General features: G+C 62.9%; 13 protein-coding genes and 1 tRNA gene. 13 read left to right on the forward strand and 1 reads right to left on the reverse strand.

From position 1 onward, the window contains the following. The first annotated feature begins 736 nt into the window (after positions 1–736). The 12 genes from rplU to OGI63_RS02235 all read left to right on the forward strand — a co-directional run bounded on the left by rplU (position 737) and on the right by OGI63_RS02235 (position 10624). Entirely contained in the window at positions 737–1045 is a 309-nt protein-coding gene (rplU, locus tag OGI63_RS02180; RefSeq protein ID WP_004268422.1) for a 50S ribosomal protein L21, read from the forward strand. A gap of 39 nt (positions 1046–1084) precedes the next feature. Beyond that, complete coding sequence (gene rpmA, locus OGI63_RS02185; protein ID WP_004268424.1) at positions 1085–1336, forward strand: 50S ribosomal protein L27; 252 nt, start codon at positions 1085–1087, stop codon at positions 1334–1336. 184 nt (positions 1337–1520) lie between these two features. Continuing rightward, positions 1521–3233 (forward strand): GTPase ObgE, encoded by a 1713-nt coding sequence (obgE, locus tag OGI63_RS02190; protein ID WP_004268427.1) that lies wholly within the window; start codon positions 1521–1523, stop codon positions 3231–3233. Positions 3234–3293: 60 nt separating this feature from the next. Beyond that, entirely contained in the window at positions 3294–4427 is a 1134-nt protein-coding gene (proB, locus tag OGI63_RS02195; protein WP_004268428.1) for a glutamate 5-kinase, read from the forward strand. Positions 4428–4540: 113 nt separating this feature from the next. Next, entirely contained in the window at positions 4541–5758 is a 1218-nt protein-coding gene (locus tag OGI63_RS02200; protein ID WP_004268429.1) for a pyridoxal phosphate-dependent aminotransferase, read from the forward strand. Positions 5759–5904: 146 nt separating this feature from the next. Further along, a tRNA-Trp gene (locus OGI63_RS02205) sits at positions 5905–5977 on the forward strand. A gap of 43 nt (positions 5978–6020) precedes the next feature. Next, the gene (secE, locus tag OGI63_RS02210) at positions 6021–6251 is read left to right on the forward strand and encodes a preprotein translocase subunit SecE (RefSeq protein WP_004268431.1); all 231 of its coding nucleotides are present in this window, start codon (positions 6021–6023) and stop codon (positions 6249–6251) included. A 130-nt stretch (positions 6252–6381) separates the two neighbouring features. Beyond that, positions 6382–7374, forward strand: coding sequence for a transcription termination/antitermination protein NusG (gene nusG / locus OGI63_RS02215; protein WP_004268433.1), 993 nt, complete (start codon positions 6382–6384; stop codon positions 7372–7374). A 241-nt stretch (positions 7375–7615) separates the two neighbouring features. Beyond that, complete coding sequence (gene rplK, locus OGI63_RS02220; RefSeq protein ID WP_004268435.1) at positions 7616–8047, forward strand: 50S ribosomal protein L11; 432 nt, start codon at positions 7616–7618, stop codon at positions 8045–8047. A gap of 19 nt (positions 8048–8066) precedes the next feature. Further along, positions 8067–8756: a 50S ribosomal protein L1 gene (gene rplA, locus OGI63_RS02225; RefSeq protein WP_004268437.1), complete on the forward strand. Its 690-nt coding sequence runs from the start codon at positions 8067–8069 to the stop codon at positions 8754–8756. Positions 8757–8878: 122 nt separating this feature from the next. Next, on the forward strand, positions 8879–9670 hold the full coding sequence (locus OGI63_RS02230) for a PucR family transcriptional regulator (RefSeq protein WP_004268439.1): 792 nt from the start codon (positions 8879–8881) through the stop codon (positions 9668–9670). Between the two features lie 57 nt (positions 9671–9727). Continuing rightward, complete coding sequence (locus OGI63_RS02235) at positions 9728–10624, forward strand: biotin--[acetyl-CoA-carboxylase] ligase (RefSeq protein ID WP_004268441.1); 897 nt, start codon at positions 9728–9730, stop codon at positions 10622–10624. Between the two features lie 21 nt (positions 10625–10645). Here OGI63_RS02235 and OGI63_RS02240 read toward each other — a convergent pair whose 3' ends face one another. Beyond that, positions 10646–11275 carry a biotin transporter BioY gene (locus OGI63_RS02240; RefSeq protein WP_004268443.1) on the reverse strand — a complete coding sequence of 210 codons (630 nt, stop codon included), beginning with the start codon at positions 11273–11275 and terminating at the stop codon, positions 10646–10648. 295 nt (positions 11276–11570) lie between these two features. On the opposite strand from OGI63_RS02240, the gene OGI63_RS02245 reads away from it, so the two are divergent. After that, on the forward strand, positions 11571–13445 hold the full coding sequence (locus OGI63_RS02245) for an acetyl/propionyl/methylcrotonyl-CoA carboxylase subunit alpha (protein ID WP_004268445.1): 1875 nt from the start codon (positions 11571–11573) through the stop codon (positions 13443–13445). Position 13446 lies beyond the last annotated feature (1 nt).

The following is a 13446-nucleotide window of genomic DNA, read 5'->3' on the forward strand; positions in this document are numbered from 1 at the left end:
TGCAGACGTGTCATGCGTGCGGTTTCGTTATCACTGCGCGCATAGGCGAGTGAATGGCGAAAGGAAGACTGAAGTTTCGTCATTCGCGCGGTAATCTGCGAGCCGATTACGAAAGTGGTATGCAGATTTCGTCGTTTCGCCGCGGGGAGCCGAGCAATTGACAAAAGATGTGATGCCCGCAGTGACAAGACATGCTGTAGACGGGTTGTGCGGGAATGTGAAACTCATGCCGGCACAGATGTCGGTGCCCAGCGAGCCGGTAGAATGACGAGCAGAGAAAATGCCCGCATCAACGGCGATGTGGCGTTTTCCTGTACATAGCATGTCTTGTGGCGTCCAGAAATTCGCAGATTTCGTAATATGTTCGTAGTAATTCAGTTTCGAATACGCTGCAAAGCCTCTTTGAGGTCAATGTTCTCAACAGATTTCGAAATATTGTGCATATGGACACGCGTCTTGGCGTTCGGTCGGAAGCGCGCGTATGATAGGCACGGTGGTTGATTCCCGATTCTAGCAGGTTCTACTAGTAGGTTCTATTAGTGTTGAGACCCGACTCCTCTCCTTATATCGACCGGGGCTGTTTCCACCTTCCATGCCCCGGTCTTCTCTTGCCCCGTGGAATCTGCGTGTTGAAGGTTGCGTTGTTCGCGGGGGTGTGTATAGTTGATTGATGGTGTCTGGCCGTGAGCTCGTGCGTGCTGGGCAGTAAGCTTTCCAAGTGAATAAAGGAACGGATATGTACGCAATTGTGAAGGCCGGTGGCCATCAGGAAAAGGTCGAGGTTGGCGACACCATCCTCGTGAACCGTCTCGACGCAAAGAATGGCGAAACCGTGGAGTTCCCGGTTGCGCTCGTGGTCGACGGCGAAAAGGTCATCATCGCCGCTGCCGATCTGGCAAAGATCTCCGTCAAGGCCGAAGTCGTGAACGACGACGCCAAGGGTCCGAAGATCCGCATCCAGAAGTTCAAGAACAAGACCGGCGTTGCCCGCCGCAAGGGCCATCGCCAGAAGCTGACCCAGCTCAAGATCACAGCGATCGCCTGAGCAAGCTGACAGCAGGTACAGGTACCGAAAGGAACAACAATGGCACATAAGAAGGGCGCGTCCAGCTCGCGTAACGGTCGCGATTCGAATCCTCAATACCTCGGCGTGAAGAAGTTCGGCGGCGAAGCGGTTGTCGCCGGCAACATCATTGTTCGCCAGCGCGGCACCAAGTTCCACGCCGGCAAGAACGTGGGCGTCGGCAAGGACCACACGCTGTTCGCTCTGGCTGACGGCAACGTGCAGTTCGGCGTGCGTCGTGACCGCAAGGTCGTCGACGTCGTCACCGAGTGACGCATTCGCGTACAGCACACTTTGAAAGCCTCCGCCCGTTGTGGCGGGGGCTTTCGTGTTTTCGGCGAGGTCGTCGAATGCGCACGCGGGAATCTGCAGAACGGGCACGCGGTATGGAAATGGTTCGGCGCCGGAATCTGTAGAACAGTGCAGCAATAGAAACACACCGATAGAATGAGGCGTTATGAGTGATTTTGTGGATAGAGTGACCGTACATGTGAAAGGCGGCGACGGCGGCAATGGGTCGGCCGGCATCCGCCGCGAGAAATACAAGCCGTTGGCGGGGCCGAACGGCGGCAATGGCGGCAAGGGTGGTTCGGTGATCCTCAAAGCCGATCAGAATGCCACGTCGCTGCTCGACTTCCGCTTCATGCCGCATCGCACGGCGGATTCCGGCACCATGGGTCTGGGGGACACGAAAGACGGCTCGAATGGTGCGGATCTCGTGCTGCCGGTTCCCGTGGGCACTGTGGTGTTCGAGGCGCGCGGCGCGCAGGGTTTCCCCAAGAAGCCGGGTGCGGTGCTTGCCGATCTGCGTCATGCCGGTGACACGTACGTCGCGGCGGCGGGTGGCGCGGGCGGCCTGGGCAACGCGGCGCTGGCGAACAGGACACGCCGTGCACCCGGGTTTGCGCTGCTCGGCGAACCGGGCGACGAACGCGACATCATTCTCGAGCTCAAGTCGATCGCAGACGTCGCGCTCGTGGGCTTTCCCTCGGCGGGCAAGTCGTCTCTGATCGCTGCGATGAGCGCGGCCAAGCCGAAGATCGCGGACTACCCGTTCACCACGCTCGTGCCGAATCTGGGCGTCGTGCAGGCCGGCGACATGCGCTACACCATCGCCGACGTTCCCGGGCTCATTCCGGGAGCCTCGCAGGGCAAGGGCCTGGGACTGACGTTTCTGCGGCATATCGAACGCACCGAGATCATTGCGCATGTGATCGACTGCGTGACGATCGATCCGGATCGCGACCCGCTCTCGGACTACTACGCGCTCGAAAAGGAGCTCGGCGAATACGCGGACGACCTCGATCTGCCGCTCGGCGCGATTCCGATTCCCGAACGCCCGCGCGTGATCATCCTCAACAAGATCGACGTGCCCGACGCCAAGGAGCTCGCCGATTTCGTGCGGCCGGAATTCGAGAAGCTCGATCTGCCGGTCTATGAGATCTCCACGGCCTCGCATGCCGGTTTGAAGGAGCTCAACTTCGCGTTGGCCAAGCTCGTGAAGGAGATGCGCGCGCAGATTGCCGAGCGCGAGGAGAGCGTCGACGAGGAGCGCGTGGTGATCAAGCCGCTCGAGGAACCGGGCACGCAGCGCCGCAATGGGCGCAATGCGCAGGTGCGCGAATTCGAGATCGAACGCGAAGACGATGGCCATGGCAACTTCTGGTTCACCGTGACCGGCGTGAAACCCGAACGCTGGGTGAGGCAGACGAACTTCGACAACGACGAGGCCGTGGGGTACCTGGCCGACCGTCTCGCCAAGCTCGGTGTGGAGGACTCGCTGCGCAAGCACGGCGCCCATGCCGGCGACGAGGTGCGCATCGGTCGCGGGGAGCGTGCCGTCGCCTTCGACTGGGATCCGACGATTGCCGCCGGAGCCGAGATGCTCGACGGCACCCAGCTCGGCTCCCGTGGCAAGGACCTGCGTTTGGAGGAGGAGGACGGTCGCAAACGCCGCCGCACCAACTCCGAGCGCCGCCGCGAATACCATGAGATGATGGATGCTCGCGCCGCCGTGCGCGCCGCCATGCAGGCCGAGCGCGCCGCAGGGCATTGGGCGGATCCGTCGATCGACGACGACAGGCACGATGAGCAGTCGTTGTTCGGCCGTGGCGAGGTGGAGGAATACGAGGATGAGCCCGGCGCTGACGGGTCGCGTCAGCTGGACTGAGATCCGGCACGGTAGAGGAAACAGCAGCGAGAAGGACCGAGAAGAACAGTGAGTGGAGCTATGCAGACCCCGTCCCAGGAGGAAGTACGCCGGGCGGTGGCAGCCGCGCGAACCGTGGTGGTGAAGGTGGGGTCGAGCTCGCTCACGCAGCCGTCCGGGCACTTGGACGTAGACAAGCTCAATGCGCTGGTGGGCGCGATCGCGCAGGTGCGCATGCTCGGCGGCAACATCGTGCTCGTCTCGTCCGGCGCCATCGCCGCGGGTTTCGGTCCGCTCGGCTTCGAATCGCGCCCCACCGATGTGGCCACACAGCAGGCGACCGCGTCGGTGGGGCAGGGGCTGCTCATGGCCCAGTACGAGATGGCGTTCGGCCGCTACGGCATTCGCGTGGGCCAGCTGCTCATCACCGCCGAAGACACGATGCAGCCACGGCAGTACCGCAATGCGCGGCGCACCATGGCCAAGCTGCTCGAACTCGGTGTGGTGCCGATAGTCAACGAGAACGATGCGCTTGCCAGCAACGAGATCCGTTTCGGCGACAACGACCGGCTTTCCGCGCTCATCGCGAACATGGTGCGTGCCGACGCGCTGATTCTGCTCACCGATGTCGACGCGCTCTACACCGCACCCCCAAGCGAACCGGGCTCCCATAGAATCGGCTTCGTGCCGAACATCACCGAACTGCTCGATCAGGTGCGTGTGGGCGGTTCAGAGTCGGGCGTGGGCACCGGCGGTATGGTCACGAAGCTCGAGGCCGCGCGCATGGCCGCCGTCTCCGGCATTCCGGCCGTGCTCACCGCCGCCCGCAACGCCGGTCCGGCACTCATGGGCGATGAGGTGGGCACGGCATTCGCTCCGGTGAAGCAACGCGGTTCGGCGCGCAGGTTGTGGATCAAATTCGCGGCCCATCCGCGTGGAGTGCTCGTGGCCGATTCCGGCGCGGCCAAGGCGGTGCGCGGCGGACGGGCGAGTCTGCTTGCTGCGGGTGTGCTCGAATCGCGTGGTGATTTCGCCGCCGGCGACCCGGTGTGGATCGACGACGAGGCGGGCAATCATCTGGCGCGCGGCCTTGCCGGTTACGATTCCGAGGAGATTCCGAATATGCTCGGACGCAACACCGCACAGCTGCGCCGCCTGCTTGGCGAGGAATATGCGCACCCGCTCGTGCACCGCGACAATCTCGTGCTCGTGTGATTGCCGGCCTGGTGCCTCGCGGGCAGATTCCGGCCATTGCGGCCGTCTCATATGCCGGCGCATCGGTCTTGCACCGGGGGCATGTTGTTAGTGTTTGGCAGTAGCATGGAGCCATGCCTACAGATCAGACGAGACTCCCACTTTCCAACCGCATCGACAAGGTCGCGCCGAGCGCCACTCTGGCCGTCGACATGAAGGCCAAGGCCATGAAGGCGCAGGGCATTGACATCATCGGCTTCGGTGTTGGCGAACCGAACTTCGCCACCCCCGAGGCGATTGTGGAGGCTGCGGCGGCGGCTGTGGTGAACCCGGCGAACTACAAGTACTCGCCCACACCGGGTCTGCCGGAACTGCGCCAGGCCATTGCCAGCAAGACGCTGCGTGATTCCGGCTACGAGGTGGAGCCGGAACAGGTGGTGGTGACCAACGGCGGCAAGCAGGCCGTGTACGAGGCGTTCCAGCTCATCGTCAACGATGGCGACGAGGTGATTATTCCGTCGCCGTATTGGACGAGCTACCCGGAGATGGTCAAGCTCGCCGGAGGCAAGCCGGTGGAGGTGTTCGCCGGTGCCGACGTGAACTACGAGCCGAATCTGGATGATATCGAAGCGGCGCGCACCGATCGCACGAAGGCGATCATTGTGACGAGCCCGAATAACCCGACCGGTGCCGTGTGGAGCGAGCGGACGATTCGCGACATCGCCGAATGGGCACTCGACCACAACATCTGGGTGATCAGCGACGAGATTTACGAGCACCTCACCTATGACGGCGTGAAGACCACGCACATCGGCGCCGCCGTGCCGCAGATTCGCGAACAGCTGATCGTGCTCGACGGCGTGGCCAAGACCTACGCGATGCCGGGTTGGCGTGTCGGTTGGATGGTCGCCCCGCTCGCCGTGGCCAAGGCCGCGTCCAAGCTGCAGGGGCATATGACCTCCAATGTGAACAACATCGCCCAGCGTGCCGCCATCGAGGCCGTGAGCGGCCCGCTCGACGCCGTGGCCATGATGCGCGATGCGTTCAATGTGCGCCGGCTGGCCATAGTCGCCGCGCTCAACGACATCAACGGCGTGCATTGCCCGATGCCGGAGGGCGCGTTCTACGCGTTCCCGAACGTCGAGGGGCTGCTGAACCGACCGATGGGTCCGAACGGCACGACGTTCACCACCTCCGCCGAGCTTGCCGAGGCATTGCTCGAGGAGGGCCATGTGGCGGCCGTTCCCGGCGAGGCGTTCGGCGCCCCCGGTTACATGCGCTTCTCCTACGCGGTGGCCGACGAGGAGATTACCGAGGGCATGCGCCGATTCAAGGAGTGGGCCGAGGCCTGAGCGACGTGGCCGGAGCCGTTTGCATGCAGCCTAAAATGTGTGCAAACGGCAAAGGCGGCACGCGCGAGTGGACTTCGTCGGAGCAATCCGCTACTATTTCCTCTTGGCGGTTTCACCGGCTCGGCGACGAGCTGATGGAAACACTTAGGGAAGTGGCGCAATTGGTAGCGCAACGGTCTCCAAAACCGTAGGTTGTGGGTTCGAGTCCCGCCTTCCCTGCAAAGGAACCCGAGTAAGTTCATATGAAGCCAATGGAGGGTGTATGGCACGCAAGACCGATCACGGTGAGGAAGTCATCAAGCCGAATGTGTTCATGCGCATTGGCCTGTTCATCAAGCAGATTATCGACGAACTGCGCAAGGTGGTCACCCCGACCCGCAAGCAGCTGTTCTACTGGTCGCTCGCCGTGTTCATCTTCGTCGCATTGCTCATGGTGTTCGTCACCGCAATGGACTTCGGACTCGGCAAGCTCTCATTCCTCATCTTCGGCTGAGCCGATATCCCGCAAATCGCCTACAATACCGTTAGCAATGAAGAATTGCTAACGGTATTGCCGTTAGTAGACACTGGAAAGTACCGTGTTCTCAAGGAACACGTAAGAATCCCCACGAAAGTGAAGCCGCATGACTGACGAAGTGAACTTGGAAAACATTGACGATCTGCCGATCAATTTGGACGCCGTCTCGGCCGACGACAACACCGCCGACGCGCAGGAAGTGCAGATTGACCAGGTCGAGGCCGCTTCCGAGAGCGAGGACATCGCCGAAGGCATGGCCTACGATGCCGTGAGCGCCGGCGACGACGCGCAGCCGTCGGACCAGGCGGCCGCGCAGGAGGATTCGCTCACCGATTCGGTGGACGACTCCGCCGCAGTCGATTCCGACGCCCATTCCGAAGGCACCGCCGACGAGGACACCCAGCATGCCGATGCCGAGGAAGCAGCCGCCGACGAAGCTCCCGAGGCCGCGGCCGAAGCCGAGGAAGAGGCGGAGGAAGACGCCGGAAGCAAGGCCGTGAAGGAATTCTCCAAGTCGCTGCGCACGCTCGAAGGCAAGTGGTACGTGCTGCACACCTACTCCGGGTATGAGAAGCGCGTGAAGAGCAACATCGAATCCCGCGTGCAGAGCTTCGGTTTGGAAGACACGATCTTCCAGGTCGAGGTGCCCATGGAGGAAGTGGAGAAGCACACCGAGAAGGGCAAGAAGGTCGTCACCCGCGTGCGTGTGCCCGGCTACGTGCTCATTCGCATGTACCCCGATGAGAACGCCCGCCGCATCGTGCGCGAGACCGAAGGCGTGACCGGCTTCGTCGGACCGTCCCGTGAGCCGGCTCCGCTCAGCCGCAAGGAGGTCGTCTCGATGATGGCCCCGATGATCGCCTCGCATGCGCTCAAGGAGGCCGGTGACAAGCCGGCTGCCGCCAAGAAGCGCACGCTCGAGGTCTCCTACAAGGTAGGCGATCAGGTTACCGTCACCGATGGCCCATTCACGTCGATGTCGGCCGTCGTTTCCGATGTGGAGCCGGCCACGCAGAAGCTCACTGTGCTCGTGTCGATCTTCGGCCGCGATACGCCGGTCGAGCTCGGCTTCGATCAGGTGCAGCGGCTCGACGCCTGAGCCCTGCTCCGCCGCCGCACACTCACGCACACTCATTTGCCGAACGCATCCCGCGTCCCATACGCGGGATGCGTTCTGTTATTCAGGCAGCCCGTGGCGTATGCGGGAGTCGTCCGGAATAGGTGGCATAATTGTGGGGTTGTGTGTGGAGTGCGACTTCGCATACACAGGAAATATCGATTGCGGAAGGCGTGCCATACGGCCGCCGCCACTACCGCGTCATAGAAAGAAGAACCATAACATGGCTCCAAAGAAGAAAGTCTCGGCGCTGATCAAGCTCCAGATCGAGGCTGGCAAGGCCAATCCTGGCCAGAAGCTCGGCCCGGTCCTGGGTTCCCATGGCGTGAACATCATGGACTTCTGCAAGGCGTACAACGCTGCCACGCAGGACAAGATGGGTCAGGTCATCCCAGTCGAGATCACCGTGTACGAAGATCGTTCCTTCGACTTCGTGCTCAAGACCCCGCCGGCTTCGGATCTGCTGAAGAAGGCCGCCGGCGTCGCCAAGGGTGCCTCCAACCCGCTGACCGACAAGGTCGGCTCGGTCACCAAGGCCCAGGTCAAGGAGATCGCCGAAACCAAGATGGCCGATCTGTCCGCTCGTGACATCGATGCCGCAATGAAGATCATCGAGGGCTCTGCGCGCTCGATGGGCATCACGGTGAACGACTGAGCTGAGAGGATAGAGACAAATGGCTAAGCACTCCAAGAAGTATCGTGAAGCGGCCGAGCGCATTGACCGCAACAACCTGTACACGCCAGAAGAGGCCATCGCCCTGCTCAAGAGCATGCCGGCCTATAACTTCGACCAGACCGTCGAAGCCGTGCTGCGTCTGAACGTCGACCCGCGCAAGGCCGACCAGCTCGTGCGTGGCTCCGTCAACCTGCCGAACGGCACCGGTAAGACTGCTAAGGTCCTCGTGTTCGCACGTGGCCCGAAGGCCACCGAGGCCCTCGAGGCCGGCGCCGACATCGTCGGTGACGACGATCTCGTCGAGAAGGTCGCCAACGGCTTCCTCGACTTCGATTCCGTGGTCGCCACCCCGGACATGATGGGCAAGGTCGGCCGCCTCGGCCGTGTGCTCGGTCCGCGTGGCCTCATGCCGAACCCGAAGACCGGCACCGTGACCATGGACGTCACCAAGGCGATCAAGGACATCAAGGGCGGCAAGGTCGACTTCCGCGTCGACAAGAACGGCAACCTGAGCTTCCTCTTCGGCAAGCTCTCGTTCTCCGCCGAAGCCCTCGACCAGAACTTCCGCGCCGTGGCAGACGAGGTCAAGCGCCTCAAGCCGGCCACCGTGAAGGGTCGCTACATCACCAAGGCGACGATCTCCTCCACGATGAACCCGGGCATCCCGGTCGATCCGGCCTCGATCTGATCCAGATCAGCGCTCTACGGCGCAACGCCAATCCGTTCGCCGTCCAGACACCCCGTGCAGATTCTGCACGGGGTGCTTGCTATTGAGCCCACTATTTAGGGCGTGAATCGTACACTGGAACCATGACCAAATTCGAACATGCGGACATTCTCGATTTGCTCGGCGGTGACATCGACGACAATGCCGTGATGCGACTCGTGTTCGAATGCCTGATCAGCGGGATCGACGACGACCGCGTGGTCTCGCTGATGAATCTGATCGGCTGGCGGGGTTCGTTCAGTTGCTTCGCGCTCGGGGGAACGCCGGCGGATTCCATGGGCGCCACATTCACGCAGATCAGCTCGGCGGTGCGCGATTTCGGCGGCTCGCATGCGATCTTTGGTATGTACGGGCGGTTCGTGATCGCCTGCATCGAGCTGGAGGCGGCGGTGAGCCCGGAGATAGTCTGCACGGCAGCGTTGCCTGCCTTCGCGCAATCCGAGGCCGTGTATTTGAGCCCGGTCCGGGAAGGCGTGCCGGGAGCTTCGCACGCGGTGCGTGAAACACTGTTCTCGCTGCAGGCCGCGCCGTCGCTGAGCACGCAGTCGCGGCCGCTGCGCGCCGACGAACTGCTGCCCGAGCGCGCACTGCTCGGCGACGAGGTAGCGCGCGAGGAGCTCTACCGCAACGTCTACCTGGTGTTGCATGGCGACAACGAAGACGACCCCTCGTACATCACCGTCTCCACGTTCCTGCGGCACGGTGGCTCGCTTGAGGCCACCGCGAAGGAACTCAACGTGCACCCGAACACCGTGCGCTACCGTCTGAAGAAGGCGGCGGAGACCACGGGTTGGGATGCCACGAATCCGCGCGACGCATTCGTGCTCAACACGGCGATTGCGCTGGGCCGCATGCGCGAGGCCGGCGTGCGTTGAGCGCTGTGCTCACAGAGGAATGCACCCGGCGTACATATCCGCATCAATAATCGAAGTATGACGACTGAACTGAACGGCGACTACCGGCGCGCCCGTGAGAAGGCGCATGTGATTTCGCTGGATACCGTGACCTCGACCAATGACTATGCCGCACAGCTCGTCGCTGACGGCAGACTCGACCGCAATGGCATGACCATTGTACTGGCGCGCGAGCAGACGCAGGGCAGGGGCAGACTCGACCACACCTGGGTCTCGGTGCCAGGCAAATCGTTCATCGCTTCCGTGATCTGCATCGTGAACGCCGATACCGCAAAGGACCCGCAGGTAAATGGCTGGCTGCAGATGATCGCCGGCATGTCGGTGATCGACGCCCTTCGCGAGACCGTGATGTCGGCGAATATGGATTGGCTCGACCACACCAGGGGCAACCCCTCCATGCGCAGCGAACTCCAGCTCAAATGGCCCAACGACATCGTCTACCAAGGCATGAAGCTCGGCGGCATACTCGCGCAGCTGGTGCAGATTCCCGGTGACGAGAACAGTGTGGCGATCATCTTCGGCGTCGGGCTCAACCTCGATCTCGCCCCCGACCAGCTGCCCACCGCGCAGTCGACGTCGTTGCAGCTGATCGCCTCGTGCGTCAACGGCGCGGCCTGCGTGCCTGCCGATCAGTTGGCCGATATGATCGCCGCCGGACTCGTCAACGCCCTGTCGAAACGGTTGTGGTACTTCGGCGAGAACCCGGCCGGTTACGCGCAGAATCTGCACAGGCGCATCGCTGAGGAATGCTGGACACTAGGCAAGCCGGTGCTCGTGCACCGCACGGATGGCACGACGCTGACGGGCGAGGCGGTCGCAATCAACGAAGACGCCTCGCTGAGCGTGCGCGACGACAGCGGCCAAGTGCATGTGGTGCGCACCGGCGACGTGGGCGTGCTGCCAGTGGAAGACTGACGACGCGGTATAGCGCGCGAGTCAGCGTGCGGAATCCGCAGAGGCGAGTACCGGCAGTGCCAGCAGTGAGGCGACGGCGATCTTGATTAGGTCGCCGGGCACGAAGACGAGCGTGGAGGCGGCGGTGATGCCCAGAGGCATGCCGGTGACGGTGGACTGGAAGGCGGCGCCGAAGCCGTAGCCGGCAATGAGGAACCCGAATGCGCAGGCCATGAAGCATGCGATGAAGCGGGCTGCGCCGGCAAGTGCCGGGTGCATATCGTGCTTGGTGCGCAACGAGGTGATTGCGCGGTTGGCGGTGCCCGCAAGCACGGCGGTGAGCATCACCGACGGCACGAATCCGAAGAGGAATCCGCCCGAGGGGCCGATGAGAGACAGCGTGGAGCCGCCGCCCGAGAACACGGGAAGGCCGGCGGCACCCAGCCCCAGGTACAGGACGGTGCCCGCGGTGGCGCGACGCCAACCCAAGGTGAGCGCGGCGGTCATGAGCACGAAGGTCTGCAGGGTGATCGGCACGGGCGTGCCGGGGACCGGGATCTTGCCCGCCATCGTCGAGCCGCACAGCAGCAGCGCCACGATGAGCGACGGGGCGAGGGTGCGGACGAGCGACCTGAGATTGACACGGGTGACGCTATGCATAAGTTCGTGCATAAGTATTCCTTCCGTCTCTGTGCGTGACCGGCATGTGTCCAGTGTGGCGCATGGAAATTGTGAGTGTGCAACGGGAACGTTACGGTTCGGCAACGGGCAGTGAGATTGCCCAGCCTGCGCAATACCTGCCAAAATAGGCGGAATCATAAGGCTTTGCGGGCATGCTCCCGGGTGCTGCTCGTAATCCTAGACGCAAACACAGGTGTGCATTTTGTAGAGGTCACCAAAAACGAGCGGTCAGATTTGTTCAAAGCGACGTTTCGCGAATATTCAAAAGAGAGCAAAGTTATGCACCATGACCGATACTGTCTCCAAACTACTCATCGTCAACCGCGGCGAGATCGCCCTGCGTGTGGTGCGCACCGCGCGTGAAATGGGCATCCCCACCGTGGTCGTGTACGCCGAGCAGGACCGCCATTCGCAATATGTCAAGATGGCGGACGAGGCATTCCTGCTCTCGGGTGACACCTACGCCGACACCTACCTCAACGAAGACCTCCTCATAGACATTCTCCGGCGTTCCGGCGCCGACGCGGTGCACCCGGGCTACGGATTCCTCTCCGAAGTGCCGAGTTTCGCCGACAAGGTGATTGAGGCCGGCGCCACATGGGTCGGCCCGTCGTCGCGCGCGCTCACCGATCTGGGAGACAAGATCAGCGCACGCCGCGTGGCCGTGTACGCCAAGGTGCCGCCGGTGCCGGGCATCTCGCATTCGCTCGGCGACATGCGCGTGCTGCTCGACTTCGCACACACGCACGGCTACCCGCTCATGCTCAAGCGCGCGGACGGCGGCGGCGGACGGGGCATCACGCTCGTGCGCGACGACGACGAGCTGCGCGGCTTCTACCTGAACCACAACGCCGTGCAGGGCGGCGACCTCGACGAGTACTTCGTGGAGCGTTTCATCGACCATGGCAGGCATGTGGAGACCCAATGCGGCCGCGATTCGCACGGCAACTTCACCGTGTACTCGACGCGCGACTGTTCGGTGCAGCGCCGCAACCAGAAGCTCATCGAGGAGGCGCCGGCCCCGTTCCTGGGCGACGACGTGGTCGAGCAGCTGCATGCCTATTCGCACCGGCTGTTCGACGCAGTGGACTATGTGGGCCTGGGCACCTGCGAGTTCATGGTGACCGATGCGGGCAAGGTGTACTTCCTGGAGGTGAACCCGCGCCTGCAGGTCGAGCATACGGTGAGCGAGGAGGTGAGCGGACTCGATTTGGTTCGCGAACAATTGCAGATTGCCGCCGGCGGCAAGGTCTCACCGGAACCGACCGCGCGCGGCCACAGTTTCGAACTGCGCATCACCAGCGAGGACCCGAAGACGAACCTGACCCCCAGCTCCGGCACGCTCGAACGCGTGCAGTGGCCAGCGGGACCCGGCGTGCGGGTGGATTCCGGCGTAGTCGAAGGAGACACGATCTCGCCGAAGTTCGACTCGATGATGGGCAAGCTCATCGTGACCGCACATAGCCGCCAGGCCGCCGTGGCCCGTGTGAGGCGCGCACTCGACGAGCTGCGCATCGAAGGCGTGCCCACGCCCGTCGAACTGTACCGGCAGGTGTTCGGCGACGACGAGTTCACCGCCGAGCACGGCCATGGTTTCGACGTGAGCACGAAATGGCTCGAGCGCAAATACCTGAACCATGAACCGGCCACCGTGCACGGCGGCCAGCCGGCTTCGCTCGATGCCGGCGCAGGGGCGGCGGAACCCGAACTCGACCATAGCGAGCAATTCGTGATCGAAATGAACAATCGGCGCGTGGTGCTCAATGTGCCGAGCGATATGTTCGCCAATCTCACCGGCGCGGCCCGCTCGCACGGCGAACGCAGGCCCACGCAGCCATTGCGGGGCCAGGGCTCGCACCATGTGGACCGCGGCAACGCGCGCACCGCGGAACGCCCGGGCGTCATCTCCGCGCCAATGCAGGCCCTGGTCACGCGCATCAACGTGAGCGAAGGCCAGCAGGTGGCGAAGGGCGACCTGCTCGTGGTGCTCGAATCCATGAAGATGGAGAACTACGTGTATTCGCCCGCGAACGGAACGGTGAAGGAGATCTTCGCCTCGCCAGCCACCGGCGTGGAGGCCGGCGAAACACTGCTGACCATGGAGGTCGCCGGAACGTCGAAACCAGCCAATCCCACCACCGACACCACCGAGGAGGCGTGAC

It is taken from the genome of Bifidobacterium sp. KRGSERBCFTRI, from assembly GCF_025908335.1.